This is a genomic window from Paenibacillus agaridevorans (assembly GCF_003112455.1).
Classification (GTDB): domain Bacteria; phylum Bacillota; class Bacilli; order Paenibacillales; family Paenibacillaceae; genus Pristimantibacillus; species Pristimantibacillus agaridevorans.
Genome location: NZ_BDQX01000192.1, coordinates 437 through 21,560, shown reverse-complemented (window position 1 = coordinate 21,560; position 21,124 = coordinate 437). Strand labels below are relative to the sequence as shown.

Below are 21,124 nucleotides of genomic sequence, written 5' to 3'. Positions count from 1 at the left end.
GCGCGACGCCTGCCGCTCGCCGATGCCTGCCGCACGAGCGACGACGGCGGCCGTCAACGGCTCCGCGTAGTGCGCCCGCATATAGGCGAGCGCCTTGCGCACGGGTGCGCCGGCAGAAGGACGGCTTCTCGCAAAGGTGGCAGCCTCGGCAGATGACGCCGCGACTTCGCCGTCCTCAAGAAGGTCGGCATGGCGGTAGACGGCGGCGAGCAGACTTAGTACGCCGCTCCATAGCGACAAGGGCTCTGCGGGGCCCATGTATTCGGCATGAAGACGGGTGAAAAGGCCGCGAAGCTCGTCGGAGTCGTCCCGGACACGCAGCCAGCTCCGTCTTTTGGCGTCATGGTCTTGGCCATGGTCATGATAGCTGTTCCCGGCAAGCCATCCCAGGAATTCCGCTATCCCGTCGTCGCCAAGAAAAGCGGACAGTCTGGACAGCGCAGCCTTACTGATCAGGCAGTTCAGCACCTCCAGCCTCTCGCCATAAGAACTCCGCGAGGAGCGGAGGCTGCTCGCCGAAGGGCGGAAAATATGGCTGATGCCTACAGGTATCGCGAACAGATCGCCTCGCTCCGCTTGCAGCGGGACGCCGTCCACGTAATGCGTACCTCTTCCCCCGGTGACGAGGACCAGCTCGACGAAATCGTGATCGTGCTCGGACAGCCACAGGTTTTCTACGGCTTCCTGCACATAGATGTCGGGATGCCGACCAAAGAAATGATGTTCCATATAATGTTGAATGGTTCGTTGCGAAGTCATACGTCCGAGACCTCCAAAGCTTCATTCGATATGTCCGTTTGACGGCTAGTCATGTCCGAATAGGGTATAAAAATGCCTTTGTACCCATTCTACAATGGAAACTAAGCGATGTCATTCGTGGAATCGATGAGAGGGAGGACGCAACATGACTGGAGTGCTCAAAGAAGGGGCATGGAAGGCGAAGTGGATCTGGGGTGGCGAGGAGGAGAGTCCCCGCAACGAATGGAGATGGTTCCGCCATTCCTTCGATTACCCTGCCGGGCTGTCCCCGGACGCGAAAGCAACATTATGGATCACCGCGGATTCGCGGTACGAAATCTACGTAAACGGGAAGCGCATCGGACGAGGTCCGGCGCGATATTACCCGTCTACTATTTTTTACGATGCTTATGAGGTAGGGCATTTGCTCCGCAAAGGGGAACGGAATACGATTGCCGTCCAGGTGATGCACTTCGGTATCAGCAACTTTTATTATTTGCGCGGCAGAGGCGGTTTGTTGGCGGAGCTGTCCGTTTCTCCTAAAAGCGGGGAGCCGCAGACGCTAGCCGCAACTGATGGAGAATGGCGTACGTCAAGGCATGGCGGCCATGGACGGGGCATCTCGCGCATGTCGTGTCAGCAAGCGTTCGCGGAGCGTATCGATGCCCGTCAATACGATGCGAACTGGAGCAGCAATGATTACGATGATCGCGCATGGGCGAGTGCCGACGTCATCGGAGAGGTCGGCATGGAGCCTTGGACTTCGCCGCAGCCTCGCGATATTCCTTTCCTGACGGAGGAGCCCGTCTTGCCTGTCAGCGTGTTGTCGCTGAACAGGGTGCAGCCTTACCGGTTGACGGCTTTCATCGATAATTATGCGCTAATGAAGCCGCAAGGGCAGGAGAATGCCAATCCGCTGTGTTATGCAGGAGCATTCGCCACGACGCTGCGGCTGCAGGAAGAAGCAGAGGTTCGCATCATGCTGAACGTCGGCGGTTTCGACATCGGCAACGAGGTCCGCGGCACTCTGCGAATAGGCAACGAAATCCTCGAGGCGGAGCTTGCTCCGCCGCTAAGACATTTCCGAACGACGCTGCCGGTTGGCGATCATCTCCTTCTGTACACGGCGTTTGGTCCGGATCACGGCGGCATGCAGCGTATCGGCATCGATTGCGACAAACCAATCGAGTGGCTGCAGCCGCTTGCCGCCCGCGATGGTCTGATCGCGACGGGAGAACCTCTTATGGATGAGACTGCATCGACATGGCGGGAGCAAGCAGCATCGCAGTTTGCATCCATTGGTTCGCTTGGAGCCTTCACGATCGTCGACTTCGAGGACCAGTCGGAGTTGTTCTCCGAGTGGAAGGCGGCAAGTTCGGCCCTCTCGGAAGCTGTCGCGGAATGCGCTACATTGGAGGAACTGGCCGGCCGCGGATTCCCCGCCAAGCCCATCCCTTACTTATACGCTAATGACGAGGACGCCTTCGCCCCTCAATTCGCGAAGCGGGTGTCGGAGCCTTATGCCGTGCCGCTGTCGCTCGCTCAAGCCGCCGTATCTTCGGCGGATCCGGGAATCGTGCCGGTATTCGCCGATGGCGATACGGAGTTTACGCTGGACTTCGGCAAAGAATGGAGCGGATACCTGGAGTTCGAGCTGGAGGCGGAGCCGGGCGTGACGATCGATTGGTACGGCGTGGAATATCGCAAAGGAGATTACGTTCAACACACCTACGGATTAGATCATACGCTGCGATATATAACCGGCGAAGGCTGCCAGCGGTATACCTCGCCTATCCGCCGGGGCTTCCGTTACCTGATCGTAACGGTCCGCGGCGCGACGAAGCCAGTGCGCATCCATGACGTCCGCGTGCTGCAAAGCAACTTTCCGGCGCCGCAGATCGGCGCATTCCAGAGCTCGGATGCCAAACTTAACGAGATCTGGGAAATGGCCAGACATACGACTAAGCTGTGCATGGAGGACACGTTTGTCGACTGCCCTGCCTACGAGCAGACGTTTTGGGTAGGCGACAGCCGCAACGAAGCGCTGGTGGGTTATTATTTGTTCGGGGGTACAGAGCTTGCGGAACGTTGTCTGCGGCTGGTGCCGGGATCCGCCTTCCAGACGCCGCTGTACGTGGATCAGGTGCCGAGCGGATGGACCAGCGTCATTCCGAACTGGACCTTCTTCTGGGCGGCTGCTTGCGTGGAATATGCGGAGCATGCCGGCGACCGGAAGTTCGGCGCAGAGATGCTTCCGCACATCTTGTTCACGCTTCGCCATTACGCGGAGCGGCTGAACGGAGACGGGCTTCTCGAGATCAAAGGATGGAACCTGCTCGACTGGGCGCCGATCGATCAGCCGAACGATGGCGTCGTCACGCATCAGAACTTGTTGTTCGCGCAAGTGCTCAGGCAAACAGCCGGTCTAATTGCTTGGGCGGGAGGCGCGAAAGAGGACGGGCGCTGGTGCGAGGAGACAGCCGCGAAGCTGGCTGAAGCTATCAATGGCCATCTGTGGAGCGCGGAGCGCGGAGCTTATCTGGACTGCATCCATGTGGACGGAAGGCGCTCCGATATATTCAGCATGCAGACGCAGGTGATGGCGCTGTTATCCGGCGTGGCCGAGGGAGAGCGCAAAGGGCGGCTGACCGGTTACCTGGCGGATACGCCGAACGGCTTCGTGGAGATCGGAAGCCCGTTTATGTCTTTCTTCTATTATGAAGCGCTTATGAAGGAAGAAGGCAACGTAACCCGCATGCTTGAAGATATGCGGTACAACTATGGCTTCATGATCGACAACGGAGCAACGACATGCTGGGAGATGTACGGGCATACGACGATGAACCGGGCGAACGAAAACGATTTGACGCGCAGCCACTGCCATGCATGGTCGGCCGCCCCGGGGTACTTCCTGGGAGCTTACGTGCTGGGCGTGCGCGCCGCCGCTCCGGGCTGGACAAAGGTCGTCATCGAACCTCAGACGGGGGATCTGGATTGGGCGCGCGGAGCCGTGCCGCTGCCGGATGGAGGCAAGGTGGAGGTGGCGTGGACGGCGAGCGAGGGCGGGATATCGACGCTCGAGATCGTGGCGCCGGACGGCGTCGAGCTCGACATCAGAGTGCCGGCAGCCTGCGAAGTGTCGACAAAACGTATGAAGTCGTTGCAAATGTAACCGGAAGCCCGGTCAGGCATTTTGTCTGACCGGGCTTCTTTTCGAATATAAGCAATAAGAGCCCATGGCTTCCCGCATATTTGTTCCATTTTGCCGAAGCAGACAGGTGGAGCGGGACTATACTGTGTATACATTTCTCGCATTGACTGGAACGCAGCTATGAAAAAAATTACACTTCCTGTCCTGCCGCCCACAGCCCCGCGTTTAGAATAAAGCGGCGGTAAGCTTCGACGCGGAAGGAGGAGAGTCCGTGCCCAGGCATGAGATAGACGACTCTCCCTAGACCGTAGGAATGCGCCCATGCAGCGGGCCATCGCCGCCCCTCATGCTCATACTCGGCAAGGACGTTCGTCGTCATAAGCGGATTCATATCGAACCGGTAAGGCTCGTCGTCAATGGCAAAGGAATCCAGCCCGCGCAGGATCGGGTGATCGTTGTCGGTCGGCGTGATCGGGAGAGTCGTGAGCGGAGGGTGGCTCGTGAATCTGCCTCCGAGCATACAGGCCAGTTCGTCGTTCCGCTGCAGGGAGATGCCGTTATGGATAGCGAGAAGTCCGCCTCCGTTCGCTACGTAGCTTAGCAGCGCGGCGACCTGCGTGGCGGGTAGCGGCTGCTCCTCCATAAATTCCGCATAGGAAATGAATAGCCGGTACTTTGCGAGCTCCGACGTCTCGAGTTTATCGTAACGATCGGTGCAGGCGACATCGATCCGCTCCTTGAATATGAGCTCCAATTCTTTATCGACGCCTTGAAAAGGATGGTATTTGGCATCCTCGTAATGTCCCAACGCAAGCGCTTTGATCGTGTTCATCTGTACACATCCCCTCCGTTAGAATCGCCCTGTGCGGCAGGCGCAGGGCTGTCCATCCAATTGTAAGCGTTTTTCTTTGGCCATTCAACGAATGTTCGGAGGGGCATCCTTGCCTGAACAACGCCTAAACAACACCCTGAACCACAAAAAAGCCGTCCAGCAGAAGCTGAACGGCTTGTCTTTTAAGTTTAAGTGGCGCGCCCGCTAGGAATCGAACCTAGATCTCAGGCTCCGGAGGCCTACGTCATATCCATTGGACCACGGGCGCATGTCATTTGAAACGGCTTCCATCGTCCTTGGGGGAACGCGGCGCGTTTCAGTCGAAGAAATAAAGGTGAAGTATGAAAAACAGTAGCAAAAATGATTATATGACATTGACGTATCGAAAGCAAGAGCAATTCGAAAATTAAATTTGTGTAAGATGTGACGGCAATCGCTTTCATCCGACTTTTCATACTTGCAGACGGGAAATGAATTGGTTAAAATAAAGGTGGGACTTAAAATGAGTTAGTGGGACGTAATGTGTCCAACGATTCTTGGCGGTCTCTGGCAATAATTCGAATCAGATGGAGTGAAGGCTAGAGATGCGTCAACTCATTGAAATGCAGCAGCAGCTTGTACCGGAACTTCTGGTAGCGATGAGGACACGGTATTCCATTCTGAATCACGTCATGCTTGCAGGCACGGTCGGCAGGCGGACGCTCGCGGGCGAGCTGTCGATGACGGAGCGCGTGCTGCGGGCGGAGACGGACTTCCTCAAGGAGCAAGGACTGCTGGAGATCGGGACGGCGGGGATGTCGATCAGCGAAGAAGGCAGAACGCTGCTGGAGCGGCTGGAGCCCCTGTACAACTCGATGTTCGGTCTGTCGGAGCTCGAGGAGCGAATCAAGTCGTATTTCGGATTATCGCAGGTGATCGTTGTTCCGGGCGATTCGGAAAACTCGATGCAAGCGAAGCGTGAACTTGGCAAGGCGGCGGGGCAGGTGCTTCGCGAAGCGCTTAAGCCAACGGATGTCGTCGCTGTCACGGGCGGTACGACAATCGCGCAGGTGGCGAACCAGCTTGCGACCTCGACGGCGCTAAAGTCGGTAAGGTTCGTTCCGGCAAGGGGCGGGCTTGGCGAGAGCCACGATTATCAGGCCAACACAATCGCTTCTACAATGGCCAAGCGGACGGGCGGTCAATACAGACTGCTGCACGTGCCGGACCATCTGGGCGAAGAAGCTTTCGCTTCATTAATGCAGGAGCCCAACATCCAGGAGCTTGTCGAAGTGATCCGGAGCGCGAGAATCGTCGTTCACGGCATCGGCGACGCGATGGTGATGGCGAGGCGAAGGAAGCTGGAGCAGGCCATGGTCGACGAGATTGCGGAGGAAGGCGCGCTGGCGGAAGCGTTCGGTTATTATTTCGACCGTAGCGGGGCCGTCGTGCACAAAATGCAGACAATCGGGTTACGGCTCGACGATATTGTGAAGACTGAAGTTGTTATAGCCGTAGCTGGCGGCAAGGACAAGGGCGAAGCGATCGCGGCGGTCATGCGGTTCGGGCACAACGATGTTCTGGTGACGGACGAAGCGGCGGCGCTGGAGATTGCAGACTTGATCGGGCAGGAATCATAGCAGGCATCATGACGCGAAGCGAAGGCGCTGGCCCAGTCGGCGCGAAATGCGGAACGTCTTGAAATATATTTGCATTTAAAATGCTTAGGAGGCTAATACTCATGACAGTTAAAGTAGGTATTAACGGATTTGGACGTATTGGACGCTTGGCTTTCCGCCGTATTCAGAACGTGGAAGGTATCGAAGTTGTTGCGATCAACGACTTGACGGATGCGAAAATGCTGGCGCACCTTCTGAAATATGATACAACGCAAGGCCGCTTCGACGGCGACGTTGAAGTTCATGACGGCTTCTTTAAAGTGAACGGCAAAGAAGTTAAAGTTATCGCTAACCGCAACCCGGAAGAGCTTCCTTGGGGCGACCTGGGCGTAGACATCGTTCTGGAGTGCACGGGCTTCTTCACGACTAAAGAAGCTGCCGAAAAGCACCTTAAAGGCGGCGCTAAGCGCGTGGTTATCTCCGCTCCAGCTACGGGCGACATGAAAACGATCGTTTACAACGTTAACCATGATATCCTCGACGGCTCCGAAACGGTTATCTCCGGCGCATCTTGCACAACGAACTGCCTGGCTCCTATGGCCAAAACGCTGCAAGACAAATTCGGCATCGTACAAGGTCTGATGACGACGATCCACGCCTACACAGGCGACCAAAACACGCTGGACGCTCCGCATCCGAAAGGCGACTTCCGTCGTGCTCGCGCTGCGGCAGAAAACATCATCCCTAACACGACGGGCGCCGCGAAAGCAATCGGCCTGGTTATCCCTGAGCTGCAAGGCAAGCTTGACGGCGCGGCTCAACGCGTACCTACGCCTACTGGCTCCCTGACTGAGCTGGTTGTCGTTCTTAACGAGAAAGTAACGGCAGAGCAAGTGAACGCGGCTATGAAAGAAGCTTCCGACCCGCAAACTTTCGGTTACACGGAAGACGAAATCGTATCCTCCGACGTTATCGGCATCACTTACGGCTCCCTGTTCGACGCAACTCAAACGAAAGTTCTGACAGTAGGCGACCAACAGCTGGTAAAAACGGTAGCTTGGTACGACAACGAAATGTCCTATACGGCTCAATTGGTTCGCACGCTTGAGCACTTCGCCAAACTGTCCCAATAATATTGCCTGACAGCGTAAAGCTAATAGAGCGGAAACTTGTTTCCGCTCTTTATCTATGAGGGAGTCTGCTATTCTATCTTCAATCTTAAAAATTCGAAGACGTGGAGGAACGTACCATGAACAAAAAAAGCATTCGCGACGTAGCAGAACTGGCAGGGAAACGCGTATTCGTGCGCGTGGACTTTAACGTGCCGCTCGAAGACGGCAAAATTACGGATGACAAACGGATCCGCGAAACGCTGCCGACGATCAACTTCCTGATCGAAAAAGGCGCGAAAGTCATTTTGGCGAGCCACCTTGGCCGTCCTAACGGACAAGTCGTAGAAGAGCTTCGCCATACGGCATCCGCCGCTCGTCTCTCCGAGCTGCTCGGCAAGCCCGTAACCAAAGCGAACGAAGCCATCGGCGAAGCGGTCGAAGCGCAAGTGGCGGCTTTGAACAACGGCGACGTTTTGCTGCTCGAGAACGTGCGTTTCTACCCGGGCGAAGAGAAAAACGATCCGGAGCTGGCGCAAGCATTCGCGAAGCTGGCGGACCTGTTCGTAAACGACGCGTTCGGCGCCGCTCACCGCGCGCATGCTTCCACGGAAGGCATCGCGCACATTTTGCCGGCCGTATCCGGTCTGCTGATGGAGCGCGAGCTTGAAGTATTGGGCAAAGCGCTTAACAACCCTGAGCGTCCGTTCACGGCTATCGTCGGCGGCTCCAAAGTAAAGGACAAAATCGCGGTCATCGACAAAATGATCGAAATCGCCGACAACATCATCATCGGCGGCGGCTTGTCCTACACCTTCTTCAAAGCGCAAGGCCATGAAATCGGCAAGTCCCTCGTGGACAACAGCAAGCTGGACCTGGCGCTCGAATTCATCGAGAAAGCGAAGAAGCTGGGCAAAAACTTCTACATTCCTGTCGATATCGTCGTAACGGACGATTTCAGCGCAAACGCGAACACGCAAATCGTGGACGTAGACGGCATCCCTGCCGAGTGGGAAGGCATCGACATCGGGCCGAAAACCCGCGAGCTGTATGCGGACGTGATCAAAAATTCCAAGCTGGTCGTATGGAACGGACCGATGGGCGTATTCGAGATCGAACCGTTCGCACACGGTACAATCGCGGTTGCGCAAGCAACGGCCGAAACATCCGCTTACACGGTAATCGGCGGCGGTGACTCCGCTGCGGCAGCCGAGAAGTTCGGTTTGGCGGATCGTATGGACTTTATCTCCACGGGCGGCGGCGCTTCCCTGGAATTTATGGAAGGCAAGGTTCTTCCGGGCGTAGTGGCACTTAACGACAAATAGGGGGTATATGCGATGAGCAGAACACCGATTATTGCAGGCAACTGGAAAATGTTTAAAACCGTCTCCGAGGCGACGTCTTTTTTTGCAGAAGTGAAAGGCAAAGCGGAAGTAGCGGGCGTGGAAAGCGTCATCTGCGCTCCGTTTACGGCGCTTCCCGCGCTTGTTGAAGCGGCGAAAGGCACGACAATCGCCATCGGCGCACAAAACGTTCACTTCGAAGACAACGGCGCTTTCACGGGCGAGATCAGCGGTCTTATGCTAAAGGATCTTGGCGTGAAATATGTTATTATCGGTCACTCCGAGCGTCGCGCCTACTTCGGCGAAACGGACGAAATCGTCAACAAAAAGACAGCAGCGGCATTTAAACACGGCCTGACTCCGATCGTATGCGTAGGCGAGAAGCTCGAAGAGCGCGAAGCCGGCGCGACGAAAGAAGTTTGCAAAGTGCAAACGGAAGGCGCGTTCCAAGGTCTGTCCGCCGAGCAAGCGGCTGAAGTTGTCGTTGCTTACGAGCCGATCTGGGCGATCGGCACGGGCAAATCTTCCACTTCGGAAGACGCTCAGGACGTGATCGGCTACATCCGCAGCGTTATCGCGGGTCTGTACGACGAAGCGGTAGCGGCGAAGGTCCGTATCCAGTACGGCGGCAGCGTGAAGCCGAACAACGTATCCGAATACCTGGGCCAAGCGGACATCGACGGCGCGTTGGTAGGAGGAGCAAGCCTGGAGCCTGCATCCTACATCGCTTTGATCGAGGGGGCCAAGTAAGATGGCTTCCCGCAAACCTGTAGCGCTAATAATTCTGGACGGCTTCGGACTTCGCGACGATGTGGTAGGTAACGCGGTCGCGCAAGCGAACAAGCCGAATTACGACCGGTACTGGTCGCAATATCCGCATACGACGCTTACGGCTTCCGGCGAGGCGGTAGGCCTGCCGGAAGGACAGATGGGCAACTCCGAGGTCGGCCATCTGAACATCGGCGCAGGCCGGATCGTGTACCAGGATTTGACCCGCATCAGCAAGTCGATCCGCGAAGGCGAATTCTTCGACAACGAGACGCTGCTCGGCGCGGTTAGACACGCCAAATCCCGGGGCAAGAAGCTTCACCTGTACGGCTTGCTGTCCGACGGCGGCGTGCATAGCCATATCGCGCATCTGTTTGCGCTACTGGAGCTGGCAAAGAAGGAAGAGCTGGAGGACGTCTACATCCATGCTTTCCTCGACGGTCGCGACGTATCGCCTGACAGCGCGAAAGGTTACGTGGAGCAACTGCTAGCCAAAATCGACGAGATCGGCGTAGGCCGCATCGCGACGGTGCAAGGCCGCTACTATGCCATGGACCGCGACAAACGCTGGGAGCGTACGGAGAAGTCCTATCGCGCGATGGTATACGGCGATGGACCGCAATATGCGGATCCATTGACGGCGGTCGTGGAATCGTACGAGAAATCCGTGTTCGACGAATTCGTGATGCCGACGGTCATTACGGGCGCTGACGGGAAGCCGGTCGGGCTTGTAGAATCCGAGGATTCCGTCGTGTTCTTCAACTTCCGTCCGGACCGCGCCATTCAGCTGTCGCAAGTATTCATGAATGAAGATTTCCAAGGCTTCGACCGTGGATTCAATCATCCGGTAGGTTTGCACTTCGTCTGCCTGACGCTCTTTAGCGAGACGGTTGGCGGCTACGTCGCTTACTCGCCGAAAAATCTCGACAACACGCTGGGCGAAGTGTTGGCGCAGAACGGCAAGACGCAGCTTCGCACGGCGGAGACGGAGAAGTACCCGCACGTCACGTTTTTCTTCAGCGGCGGCCGCGACAAGGAGCTTCCGGGCGAAACGCGCGTGCTTATCAACTCGCCGAAGGTTGCCACTTACGATCTGCAGCCGGAGATGAGCGCTTACGAGCTGGCGGCTTCCACGGTGCGCGAGATTGCGGCGGATAAACACGACGCGATCATCCTGAACTTCGCGAACCCCGACATGGTTGGCCACTCCGGCATGCTGGAGCCGACGATCAAGGCGGTCGAAGCGACGGATGAGTGTCTGGGCCAGGTGGTGGAAGCGGTGCTCGCCAAAGGCGGCGTCTGCATCATTACGGCGGACCACGGCAATGCGGATATGGTATTCGACGAGAATGGCCGTCCGCATACGGCGCATACGACGAATCCGGTTCCGCTGATCGTGACCCGTCAAGGCGAGACGCTTCGGGAGGGCGGCATTTTGGCCGACATCGCTCCGACGATGCTGGATTTGCTGAGACTTAACAAACCGGAAGAGATGACCGGCTCGACTTTGCTGAACAAGTAATAGTAGAATGAGAAAAACATCTATCGAAGTCCTTCGAGGAAGAGCGACCGCGTTTAGATGAAGTTTTTATCGCCAAATAGAATATCGGTTTTCGATTTCTCGAAAACTTATAAATTCTATTGTGGTAAAGAAATGTGCTGCCCAATATGGTTAATCGAAAAGGAGTGTATTGAATATGTCTATTATCGTTGACGTATACGCACGCGAAGTGCTGGATTCCCGCGGGAATCCGACTGTAGAAGTTGAAGTAGCCCTGGAATCCGGCGGCAAAGGCCGCGCGATCGTGCCATCCGGCGCTTCCACTGGCGCTTACGAAGCCGTTGAGCTTCGCGATGGCGACAAATCCCGTTACCTCGGCAAAGGCGTAACGAAAGCCGTCGATAACGTAAACACGATTATCGCTCCGGAAATCATCGGCCTGGACGCGCTTGACCAAGTCGCGATCGACCGCAAGATGATCCAACTGGACGGAACGCCGAACAAAGCGAACTTGGGCGCTAACGCGATTCTGGCTGTTTCCATGGCAGTAGCCCGCGCTGCTGCCGATGCTCTGGACGTTCCTCTGTACACATACCTGGGCGGATTTAACGCGAAAACATTGCCGGTACCGATGATGAACATCATCAACGGCGGCGAGCATGCCGACAACAACATCGACGTGCAAGAGTTTATGGTTCTGCCGGTTGGCGCTTCCGACTTCAAAGAAGCTCTTCGTATCGGCGCGGAAATCTTCCACAACCTGAAAGCCGTTCTGCATGACAAAGGTCTTAACACGGCTGTAGGCGACGAAGGCGGCTTCGCTCCGAACCTGGGCTCCAACGAAGAAGCGATCACAACGATCATCTCCGCGATCGAGCGCGCAGGCTACAAGCCAGGCGTTGACGTATTCCTGGGCATGGACGTTGCTTCCACTGAATTCTTTAAGGACGGCAAATACGTACTGGCCGGCGAAGGCAAATCCTTCACGCCTGCCGAGTTCGTTGACCTCCTTGCATCGTGGGTTGAGAAATACCCGATCGTATCGATCGAAGACGGCTGTTCCGAAGACGATTGGGATGGCTGGAAGCTTCTCACCGAGAAACTGGGCGGCAAAGTCCAACTCGTTGGCGACGATCTGTTCGTAACGAACACAGAGCGTCTGTCCTCCGGCATCGAGCAAGGCGTGGGCAACTCCATCCTTGTTAAAGTGAACCAAATCGGTACGCTGACTGAGACATTCGACGCGATCGAGATGGCTAAACGCGCTGGTTACACGGCGGTTATTTCCCACCGTTCCGGCGAAAGCGAAGACAGCACGATTGCAGACATCGCCGTTGCAACAAATGCCGGCCAGATCAAAACAGGCGCGCCTTCCCGTACGGACCGCGTAGCGAAGTACAACCAATTGCTTCGCATCGAGGACCAACTGGGCTCGACAGCTCAATACGGCGGCAAAGCGGCGTTCTACAACCTGAAAAGCTTCAAATAAGACGAGTGCGGCCCTGCGCCGCCTTGTCCTTTGAATAAACGCGTCTCGTAAACGCGCAAACAACAACGCCTGTCGACTTCCTCGATCAGAGGAGGCCGGCAGGCGTTTTTTCGTACAACTCTTATGGAACGAACAGCGCATTCGTATATCCTTGCGGACCGCTGTCCTTAACAAGTATAGGCCGCTTACACCAATACAGCTGTACCGCTGACAGCGACCATCAGCATGCCGTCGCGGATGACCTCGTAGTCGATGTCGCAGCCGATGATGGCGGTGGCGCCCAAACGGGATGCCTTCTGAATCATCTCCTGGAATGCGGAGTCGCGCGCTTCTTGCAGCTTGGACTCATATGCGCCCGAACGTCCTCCTACAATATCGGTGATCGAGGCCATGAAGTCCCGGAACACGTTCGCCCCCATAATCACTTCTCCCGTAACCACGCCAAGATATTGTCTGACCGGATGTCCCTCAATCGTTGAAGTTGTTGTAATGATCATTTTGTTTGCCTCCTAATTAGTGGTATGTTGCCCAGTTTGAATATTTGTTAGTACGCGACAATAGCTGCTTACGTTTCTTTCTTGCGCGTAATGCCGGCTACATGTCCCGGGCCAAGCAGTGTCAACTTGGACAGGATATCGGCCATCTGCTCCGGAGGCAAGTCCATGCCGTTATCCAGCCAGTTCTGAATAACTCCGAGGTGGGCGGAGCTGACGTAAGCGGTCAGGTAATCGGCCGGAACGAGCACTTCCCCTCCTGAGCTCGTCAGAATAGGCAGAGCACGCTGCCGGATCACTTCCCTGAGCCGTTTCTGGAAGGAAGGATCTCCGCCCGCCCCAAGGATGACGCGCATAAATGGCGCGTTTTCCTGCAGATAGACAAATAGCTTGCACACGAACGGAGACGGATCGATCGCTCCGTTGTTATTGATCCACTTGCCTTGCACCGCGTTCTGGAACCCCTCGGCCGCCATCGATTCGATGACTCCGATGATTTCCGCTTCGCTCTGCTCCAGCAAGTCGTATTTGTCCCGGTAATGAATGTAGAACGTGCCGCGATTAATATCTGCCCTCTCCGTCAGATCCTTTACCGTAATGCCGTCGAAGCCCTTCTCCTCCATTAATGCCGTCAGCGCGTCTCGAAGGACCCGTTTCGTACGCAGCACGCGCCTGTCCGGCGTCGGTGTGTTTTCGCTCAGAGGCAAGCCCTCCTTAGACAGTATTCGCTGATCTGTTTAGTATGCGGCATTTCGCGAAAACTTGATTATTGTACATAAGACTAAAATCATTATAATCTACAGTGTGAATATTAATCAACACGGTGTTTATTTAAGAGAAGGTAAAGGAGAGTGCCGACATGCAGGTGTTTAAAAACAAATTGCTTCTCGCATTGCCGTTGATCGCCATACTGGTTTTGTTTATTTTCGTTCTGGCGTTGTATCCGTCGGCGACGATGAAACCTGTCTTGCTGCCGATCGCCATCGTCAATCTTGATGAAGGGGCTGCGTTGCCGGACGGTACGGCGGTTAATATGGGAGACCAGCTTGTCGAACAAATGAAACAAGCCTCCGGTAAGGCTGCCGAAGGCGAGGCATCGCCTGTCAAGTGGGTGCAGCTCGAATCGGCCGAGGCTGCCAGGGAAGGCATGGATAACCGCGACTATTACGGGGCAATGATCATTGCGGCAGATTTCAGCGCGAAGCAGGCATCGCTCAGATCTCCGGCACCTCAGCAACCGGAAATCGAAGTGTTGGTTAACCAGGGCATGAACGCTACAGCCGCCAATATGGTCACTCAAATGGTGAGCGGCATGGTCGGCAAGCTGAACGCAACGATTAGCGCGGGGCTGCTGCATGAGCTTGAAGCGAGCGGGGCGACGCTTAAGCCTTCCCAGGCGGCGATTGTTGCTTCGCCTATACTTGCTCAGATCACCAACGTGAACGAGACGGGGGCGAACGCGGCCAGAGGCAATGCGCCGGTATCGTTGTTCCAGCCGATCTGGATGGCTAGCATCGCTGGCGCTGCCATCAGCACGCTCGTGGTTGGCAAAGCAGCGGCTTCCGCTTCCTCAAGAAGAAGCAAGCTCGCAGCCCGGCTGACCCAAGCGGGAGTCGGCGTCGTTCTCGCGCTATTGTCGGGATTTCTGGTCACATGGCTTGCGGACCGTTTTCTGGATTTGGACGTCCCGAGCATGGCCGAGATGGGATTGTTTATATCGTTTTCGATCCTGGCGTTTTTCCTGATGATCTCCGCCATCCTGTCGTGGACGGGAATCCGGGGCATCGTACTGTTCGTACTCCTTTTGTTTTTCGGCGCTCCGCTTCTCGCGCTGCCGGCAGAATTTATGAACGGCTTCTACCGAGACTGGATTCATTCCTGGTTGCCGATGCGGTTCATGGTTGACGGCTTACGGGAATTGTTTTTCTTCGGCAACGGTTTCGAATGGAACGAGCCGACGGCTGCGTTATTCTGGATCAGCGCGGGAAGCCTGATCTTACTGCTGCTCTCCGTGCTGAAGCCGCAGAAGGCCTCAAGCGGAGCGGAGGGGGCTGCATCTGCATCTTCGTAAGCCTGGCCCGTCCTATTGTAAATTGTGAACAGCTATGGTAAAATCGATTTATGTGTTTTTACGGAGTGGTACGCTGGAGGTGGATGGAATGGATATCGCATTGAAGATCCTGCTCGTTATTTTCTCGGTCGGCTTGATCGCAGTCGTATTGTTGCAAAAGGGTAAGAGCGCCGGGTTGTCCGGAGCGATTACGGGCGGTGCAGAGCACCTGTTCGGCAAGCAGAAGGCGCGTGGCCTGGACTTGTTCCTGCAACGTCTGACTGTTGCGTTGGCAGCCGGGTTTTTCATTTTGGCGCTGATCGTTTCTTATTTCGTCAATCAATAACATAAGATGTTTAGTAAGATGAAGACGGGGGTTTACCCCGTCTTCTTTTTTTTTTTGTGTGGACGGATTGCCAAGCAAAGCGCGACAGTTCGTCCATGAATGATTCACCGTGAAAGTAACATTATATTCGATGAGAAATATTCCGCTTTAAGCGGATTTCTTTATTTTTTAATAGAATGGTTTCATTTTAGAGGAAGCGATGTTTATAAATCATGAGTTTTCTGGTCTTTTCTTCTTTAACTGCGGCTTTGTTCGGCGATAGGATGAGGACATGGATCAGTTCGAGGAGGACGGAGAACTATTCATAGTTTGAAGAAAAATGGGGGATCAAGTTATGCGAATGATCAGTATAACATCTGTTGTGAAACGAATGAAAAAAAATTCGCCCTTAATGACGATGGCACTTCCTGGTGTATTGTTTTTATTAGCTTTTTCTTACGGACCTATGTTCGGCATTTTAATTGCATTCAAGAATTACAACTATGAGCAGGGTATTATTGGAAGCGAGTGGGCGGGATTAAAAAACTTTGAGTTTTTATTTTCGTCAGGCGCCGCATGGTCTATTACCAGGAATACGTTATTTTACAATTCATTATTTATTATCAGCGGAACAATTATGGCCATAGCATTGGCATTATTATTGAATGAAATATCCAACAAGTTGTTTCGTGGCGTTCTTCAGTCTAGTTATATCATACCGTATTTTATTTCATGGGTTGTCGTATCGTCGTTCACCTATGCGTTATTTAATGCACAAAATGGACTATTGAATCCGATTTTAGAGAGCATGAATATGAAGCCTGTGGATTGGTACACGGATGGCACCTATTGGCCATTTATTTTAGTCATTATTAGTGCCTGGAAAGGGGTTGGATTTAGTTCCATCATCTATTTGGCATCTATTCTTGGAATTAATCGAGAGTACTATGAAGCGGCAGACATAGATGGAGCCAATAAGTGGAGACAGGTCTTCTATATTACATTACCTCATATTAAACCGGTTGTAATCATTTTAACGATCTTGGCGATCGGGAAAATCTTCTATGCGGATTTCGGTTTGTTTTATTTTTTGACAAATCAATCCGGACTTCTTCTTCCCGTTACTGATGTTATCGACACTTATGTCTTCCGTACACTTCAAGTTACAGGGGATGTTGGCATGGCCTCTGCTGCAGGATTCTATCAGTCCGTTGTTGGCTTTACACTGGTGCTTCTAGCCAATTATGCAGTTAGAAAATTAGATAATGAGAATGCATTATTTTAAATAGGGGGTTATTTATTGTGAATTCAAAGAGGATGCATGCGTATATACCGCGAACAATGATATCTGCTCTATTAATTCTACTTGCAATATGTTGCATCATGCCATTTGTAATTATTATTTCTTCCTCAGTAACAGATGAAATGACGATTATCAAAGAGGGATTTCAATTATTTCCTCGAAATTTCAGTTGGACTGCCTACCAATTTCTTTTTCAACATCCAGAAGATTTGTTGCGTGCTTATGGCGTCACAATTGCGGTAACGGTAACCGGAACTGTTGGGGGATTACTTATTACATCATTGTTAGCGTATACTTTATCTCGCAAAGAATTTATTTTCAGAAATCCTTTGAACTTTTATGTGTTCTTTACCATGTTGTTTAATGGGGGGCTTGTTCCTTACTATATATTGGTTGCGAATGTATATGATTTAAAAGGATCGTTGTTGGCTTTGATTTTGCCTCTAATGGTTAATGCGTGGAATGTATTGATCATGCGTACCTTCTTTGTTCAAGTTCCCGAGGCATTAGTCGAGGCGGCGCGCATTGAAGGATCAGGAGAGTACCGAATATTTTTTTCAATCATGGTGCCTCTGTCGACACCTGTCTTTGCCACAATCGGCTTGTTTTTGGTGATGAGTTACTGGAATGATTGGTTTCAGGCATTGCTCTTTATCGATGATCGGGCGAAGCTCCCTTTACAATATTTGTTATATAACATACTTCGAAATGCTATAGAAGTTGCAAGTCTTAGTCGAGTCGGGGGGCAGACGATTAATACGATTATGCCCACCGAGTCGTTGAAGATGGCGACTGTTGTCATAACTGTAGCTCCGATGACGATCGTATTTTTATCTATTCAACGCTATTTTGTGAGAGGAATTACAGTTGGCTCTGTAAAAGGTTAGGGGGTCGATAGAAGGATGAAGAGATTGAGTTTGCCGCGTTCCTATTTTGCAAGAATGCTCTTATCGTTATCTATTGTATTTGTACTCATCATTTCAATGATCTCTATAGCTATTTACTATAATGTCGATAAGGTAGTGAGTCAAACCGTTGAGAATATGAGTCAAAAAACGTTATCCCAGGTTAGTTATAGTGCAGATTACATGCATGATTCGGTGAGGAATACGGCATATACATTGTTTAATAACGCGAATGTCATTCAGTACATGTATCAGAAGCAGATTGATTACGTCGATATTCTGCAGGGCGTGAGTCAGCTAAGAACGTGGGCGGATACGAACTCTTTCATCTATTCTATTTATGTTTATAACAAGAAGATAGATATGTATATGTCTACAGTCGGTATGGATGTAGCTATAACAAATGATCAGTTTTTTGATCAGGAAATCAGTGAGCTTATGAGACAGCAGGTAGTAGAAAATAGAAGACTAATGCCAATTCCGCGCTCGACAAAGCTTAGTTTGAATGGTGTCTTACAGAACGATGAAGTAGACGTATTCACATACATCATCTACGATTTGCAGTCTGCGGATCATGAAATTCAGGGTGCGGTTGTACTGAATATTAAGGCGGAATATTTGAAAAATATAATCAGATCTTTACTCTCGAAGAACCAAACGGATCAGAGTCATTTGTTCATTGTAGATGAAAAGGGCGAAATCATTGTTGGATCGGATGAGGGGATGGAAGGAAATACCAAGTTTCAAAATGATTTTATCGAAAAGGTTCGACTCTCGGATTCAAATTCCGGAAACTTTAAGACGCAACTCTATAAAGATGGCAAAGAAATGATGGTCACTTACGTTACATCTGATCAATTAGGTTGGAAATTTATTGAGGTCGTATCCGTTGAGCAAATCTATGCGCCCTTATATAAAATCAAATGGATAACCATCATGGTTTGCAGCAGTGTGTTGGTTGTGGGACTTCTATCGGCATTTTTGGTGTCGCGTCAGGTCGCAAGTCCGATTCGGCAATTAGTAGGAAGAGTGACTCATTTGACTAAGACAAAGGAGCAAACCGGAAACCAAGGGGAATTGGCTTTTCTCTCTGAATCGTTTGCAGCAACGTTCCAAAGAAATAAATATTTGGATTCAGAAGTGAAACAACATCGTAAGTCAGAAGTATTGCGAAATTATTTGACCTATAACGGTGAGTTGTCCTTCCACTCGCTCTCTTCATCCTTTCTGGATAATCAAATACGCATTGATACAGAGCGATGCTACTCGGTCATTTTATTGCAAATCGATCATTATGACAAGTTGAATCAGACATTTTCCCGAAATGATCAATCGTTGCTTCGTTATGCGATTCAGAATGTCTCTGGTGAAATTCTGGGACATTATGAGCGGCTTGAGATTGTCGATCTGGAAGGCGAGCATATGGTAATCCTTATAAATCCGGAGGAAATCTCTGAAGAGCAGTATTTGGTGAATATGAAGGAACTGTTGAAGCAACTGCAATGTTGGTCTGAGCTGCATTTGAAGATATCACTTACATTGGCAATTGGAGGCTTCCAAAAGGATATTACTGAAGTGAATAATGAGTATTTTGAGTTGCAGCATCTCATTAAGTATCGATTTATTTATGGTTATCAAAGCGTCATTCATAAAAGCATGCTGCCTGTTTCAGAATTTCAGCATGAGGCAACGATAGTGGCTTTGGAAGAGAAGATACTGGCTGAGTTAACTCGAGGCAACTTCAACGAAGTAATCCAGTCTTTTGAGGAAATGCTTCTTTTGTTGAAGTCGGGCACCTACAAGCAGATCATATCGGCACTAACTCATTTTATTTATGTGCTTAATAATCGAACGATGACGCTTCAAAACAATAGCGTCGCTAAATTTGATATCGATTATGAATATTTCACGAAAGAAATTACTGAAGCAGACACATTAGATGAAGTGAAAATACGGTTTGTTCTGCTATTCAAAAAAATTGTTGCTGGTGTGGCGCTCAAAAACGAAGGACGTGGACAACTCATTATCGATAATGTAGTCCGAATTATTGAGGAGCGATATCGGGATCCTAATCTGAGTTTAAACGTCATTGCTGAAGAAATTAAAATGTCCAAAGTGTATTTGGGAAAAGTATTTCGAGATGCTATGGGGCAATCGGTATCCGACTATATTAATGAAGTAAGAATTCAGCAAGTTATTAATGAAATGCAGCATTCGGATTTACCGGTAGCAGGGATTATGGATAAAGTCGGAATTGAAAATAAAAGTTACTTTTACACAATGTTCAAAAAGAAAATAGGCGTTTCCGTAAGTGACTACAGAAAAAGGCATCTGAATCAAAAATAGAAGGAGACGGGAAGATGGACGGAAGAGACAAATATGCAATTGGCGTGGATTACGGAACGCAATCCGGCCGTGCCGTGCTCGTGAAGCTGTCGAACGGGGCAGAAATCGCGGAGCATGTGACGCCGTTTCGCCATCATGTCATCGACGAGCAGCTGCCGATATCCGGCATCAAGCTGGGACATGACTGGGCGCTGCAGCATCCGCTCGATTATCTGGAGGTGCTTGAGCAGTCCGTGCCGGCCGTTATGAAGGAATCCGGGGTTAGCGCGGAGGACGTGATTGGGATCGGCATCGACTTCACGGCTTGCACAATGCTGCCGATCGACGAGAACGGCACGCCGTTGTGCCTGATCGACGAGTTGAAGATCAACCCTCATAGCTGGGTGAAGCTGTGGAAACATCATGCCGCGCAGGAGGAAGCGAATCGGATCAATGAGCTTGCTTCAAGCAGGGGCGAGAAGTGGCTGGCGCGTTATGGCGGCAAAATCTCCTCGGAGTGGATGTTCGCCAAGGTGTTCCAGATTTTGAACGAGGCTCCGGACATCTACGACCGGGCCGATCAATTCGTTGAAGCGACCGATTGGGTCATCGGCCAGATGACGGGCCGCATCGTCCGCAACAGCTGCACGGCGGGTTACAAGGCGATCTGGCACAAAACGGACGGCTACCCGAATGCAGCGTTCCTGCAGGCGCTGGATCCGCGCCTTGCGAATCTGACGGAAACGAAGCTGCGCGGCGAGGTCGTGCCGCTCGGCACCAAAGCCGGCGAGCTGACGCCAGAGATGGCTTCGCGTATGGGGCTGGCCGCAGGAACGGCCGTTGCCGTCGGCAATGTGGACGCGCATGCGGCGGTGCCGGCTGTTGGCGTCGTGACTCCCGGCAAGCTGGTCATGGCGATGGGCACCTCGATTTGCCATTTGTTGCTTGGCGACGAAGAGCGGGAAGTCGAGGGCATGTGCGGCGTCGTCGAGGACGGCATCATTCCCGGTTACTTCGGTTATGAAGCGGGGCAGTCGGCAGTTGGCGATATTTTCGAATGGTATGTGGAGGAGGCCGTGCCAGCTTATGTGTTGAAGGAAGCGGAGGCGGCCGGAGAGAATGTGCATGTGTATTTGACACGCAAAGCATCCGAGCTTGTACCGGGACAGTCCGGCCTTGTCGCGCTCGACTGG

General features: G+C 52.3%; 17 protein-coding genes and 1 tRNA gene. 13 read left to right on the top strand and 5 right to left on the bottom strand.

Annotated elements, in window-relative coordinates:
- On the bottom strand, positions 1-759 hold a 759-nt coding region (locus tag PAT3040_RS18430), incomplete at its 3' end, for an AraC family ligand binding domain-containing protein (RefSeq protein ID WP_108993882.1).
- A gap of 145 nt (positions 760-904) precedes the next feature.
- Between PAT3040_RS18430 and PAT3040_RS18425 the strand changes: the two genes are divergently transcribed.
- The gene (locus PAT3040_RS18425) at positions 905-3,910 is read left to right on the top strand and encodes a family 78 glycoside hydrolase catalytic domain (protein WP_108993881.1); all 3,006 of its coding nucleotides are present in this window, start codon (positions 905-907) and stop codon (positions 3,908-3,910) included.
- A gap of 169 nt (positions 3,911-4,079) precedes the next feature.
- On the opposite strand, the gene PAT3040_RS18420 is transcribed toward PAT3040_RS18425, so the two are convergent.
- On the bottom strand, positions 4,080-4,721 hold the full coding sequence (locus PAT3040_RS18420; protein ID WP_258235047.1) for a ThuA domain-containing protein: 642 nt from the start codon (positions 4,719-4,721) through the stop codon (positions 4,080-4,082).
- A 193-nt stretch (positions 4,722-4,914) separates the two neighbouring features.
- Positions 4,915-4,989 (bottom strand) — tRNA-Arg (locus PAT3040_RS18415).
- A gap of 316 nt (positions 4,990-5,305) precedes the next feature.
- Here PAT3040_RS18415 and PAT3040_RS18410 point away from each other — a divergent pair.
- The 6 genes from PAT3040_RS18410 (at position 5,306) to eno (ending at position 12,529) form a co-directional block, all read left to right on the top strand.
- Positions 5,306-6,340: a sugar-binding transcriptional regulator gene (locus tag PAT3040_RS18410; protein ID WP_087571775.1), complete on the top strand. Its 1,035-nt coding sequence runs from the start codon at positions 5,306-5,308 to the stop codon at positions 6,338-6,340.
- Positions 6,341-6,441: 101 nt separating this feature from the next.
- Positions 6,442-7,452, top strand: coding sequence for a type I glyceraldehyde-3-phosphate dehydrogenase (gene gap, locus PAT3040_RS18405; RefSeq protein WP_087571776.1), 1,011 nt, complete (start codon positions 6,442-6,444; stop codon positions 7,450-7,452).
- Positions 7,453-7,568: 116 nt separating this feature from the next.
- Positions 7,569-8,753, top strand: coding sequence for a phosphoglycerate kinase (locus PAT3040_RS18400; protein WP_108993880.1), 1,185 nt, complete (start codon positions 7,569-7,571; stop codon positions 8,751-8,753).
- Between the two features lie 12 nt (positions 8,754-8,765).
- Entirely contained in the window at positions 8,766-9,521 is a 756-nt protein-coding gene (gene tpiA, locus PAT3040_RS18395) for a triose-phosphate isomerase (RefSeq protein WP_108993879.1), read from the top strand.
- 1 nt (position 9,522) lies between these two features.
- On the top strand, positions 9,523-11,061 hold the full coding sequence (gene gpmI, locus PAT3040_RS18390) for a 2,3-bisphosphoglycerate-independent phosphoglycerate mutase (RefSeq protein ID WP_087571779.1): 1,539 nt from the start codon (positions 9,523-9,525) through the stop codon (positions 11,059-11,061).
- A 175-nt stretch (positions 11,062-11,236) separates the two neighbouring features.
- Positions 11,237-12,529, top strand: coding sequence for a phosphopyruvate hydratase (gene eno / locus PAT3040_RS18385; protein ID WP_087571780.1), 1,293 nt, complete (start codon positions 11,237-11,239; stop codon positions 12,527-12,529).
- A gap of 185 nt (positions 12,530-12,714) precedes the next feature.
- Here eno and PAT3040_RS18380 read toward each other — a convergent pair whose 3' ends face one another.
- Complete coding sequence (locus PAT3040_RS18380) at positions 12,715-13,026, bottom strand: YbjQ family protein (protein WP_087571781.1); 312 nt, start codon at positions 13,024-13,026, stop codon at positions 12,715-12,717.
- A 68-nt stretch (positions 13,027-13,094) separates the two neighbouring features.
- The gene (locus PAT3040_RS18375) at positions 13,095-13,730 is read right to left on the bottom strand and encodes a TetR/AcrR family transcriptional regulator (protein WP_258235046.1); all 636 of its coding nucleotides are present in this window, start codon (positions 13,728-13,730) and stop codon (positions 13,095-13,097) included.
- 152 nt (positions 13,731-13,882) lie between these two features.
- Here PAT3040_RS18375 and PAT3040_RS18370 point away from each other — a divergent pair, with 152 nt between their 5' ends.
- From PAT3040_RS18370 to PAT3040_RS18345, 6 genes are all read left to right on the top strand, one after another.
- Positions 13,883-15,094, top strand: a complete 1,212-nt coding sequence (locus PAT3040_RS18370) for a YhgE/Pip domain-containing protein (RefSeq protein WP_258235045.1) — start codon at positions 13,883-13,885, stop codon at positions 15,092-15,094.
- A gap of 88 nt (positions 15,095-15,182) precedes the next feature.
- The gene (secG, locus tag PAT3040_RS18365; RefSeq protein WP_087571782.1) at positions 15,183-15,419 is read left to right on the top strand and encodes a preprotein translocase subunit SecG; all 237 of its coding nucleotides are present in this window, start codon (positions 15,183-15,185) and stop codon (positions 15,417-15,419) included.
- 334 nt (positions 15,420-15,753) lie between these two features.
- Complete coding sequence (locus PAT3040_RS18360; protein ID WP_307719170.1) at positions 15,754-16,683, top strand: ABC transporter permease; 930 nt, start codon at positions 15,754-15,756, stop codon at positions 16,681-16,683.
- Between the two features lie 17 nt (positions 16,684-16,700).
- Positions 16,701-17,588: a carbohydrate ABC transporter permease gene (locus PAT3040_RS18355; RefSeq protein WP_108993877.1), complete on the top strand. Its 888-nt coding sequence runs from the start codon at positions 16,701-16,703 to the stop codon at positions 17,586-17,588.
- A 15-nt stretch (positions 17,589-17,603) separates the two neighbouring features.
- A complete protein-coding gene (locus PAT3040_RS18350; RefSeq protein WP_108993876.1) occupies positions 17,604-19,952 on the top strand; it encodes an AraC family transcriptional regulator in 2,349 nt (782 codons plus the stop codon).
- Positions 19,953-19,966: 14 nt separating this feature from the next.
- Positions 19,967-21,124: ribulokinase (locus tag PAT3040_RS18345; RefSeq protein ID WP_108993875.1), on the top strand; the 1,158-nt coding region annotated here is incomplete at its 3' end.

Excerpts from the sequence above, each read along its gene's own strand:
- PAT3040_RS18425 (WP_108993881.1), top strand. The coding sequence starts at position 905 with ATGACTGGAGTGCTCAAAGAAGGGGCATGGAAGGCGAAGTGGATCTGG.
- PAT3040_RS18420 (WP_258235047.1), bottom strand. The coding sequence starts at position 4,721 with ATGAACACGATCAAAGCGCTTGCGTTGGGACATTACGAGGATGCCAAA.
- PAT3040_RS18410 (WP_087571775.1), top strand. The coding sequence starts at position 5,306 with ATGCGTCAACTCATTGAAATGCAGCAGCAGCTTGTACCGGAACTTCTG.
- gap (WP_087571776.1), top strand. The coding sequence starts at position 6,442 with ATGACAGTTAAAGTAGGTATTAACGGATTTGGACGTATTGGACGCTTG.
- PAT3040_RS18400 (WP_108993880.1), top strand. The coding sequence starts at position 7,569 with ATGAACAAAAAAAGCATTCGCGACGTAGCAGAACTGGCAGGGAAACGC.
- tpiA (WP_108993879.1), top strand. The coding sequence starts at position 8,766 with ATGAGCAGAACACCGATTATTGCAGGCAACTGGAAAATGTTTAAAACC.
- gpmI (WP_087571779.1), top strand. The coding sequence starts at position 9,523 with ATGGCTTCCCGCAAACCTGTAGCGCTAATAATTCTGGACGGCTTCGGA.
- eno (WP_087571780.1), top strand. The coding sequence starts at position 11,237 with ATGTCTATTATCGTTGACGTATACGCACGCGAAGTGCTGGATTCCCGC.
- PAT3040_RS18380 (WP_087571781.1), bottom strand. The coding sequence starts at position 13,026 with ATGATCATTACAACAACTTCAACGATTGAGGGACATCCGGTCAGACAA.
- PAT3040_RS18370 (WP_258235045.1), top strand. The coding sequence starts at position 13,883 with ATGCAGGTGTTTAAAAACAAATTGCTTCTCGCATTGCCGTTGATCGCC.
- secG (WP_087571782.1), top strand. The coding sequence starts at position 15,183 with ATGGATATCGCATTGAAGATCCTGCTCGTTATTTTCTCGGTCGGCTTG.
- PAT3040_RS18360 (WP_307719170.1), top strand. The coding sequence starts at position 15,754 with ATGCGAATGATCAGTATAACATCTGTTGTGAAACGAATGAAAAAAAAT.
- PAT3040_RS18350 (WP_108993876.1), top strand. The coding sequence starts at position 17,604 with ATGAAGAGATTGAGTTTGCCGCGTTCCTATTTTGCAAGAATGCTCTTA.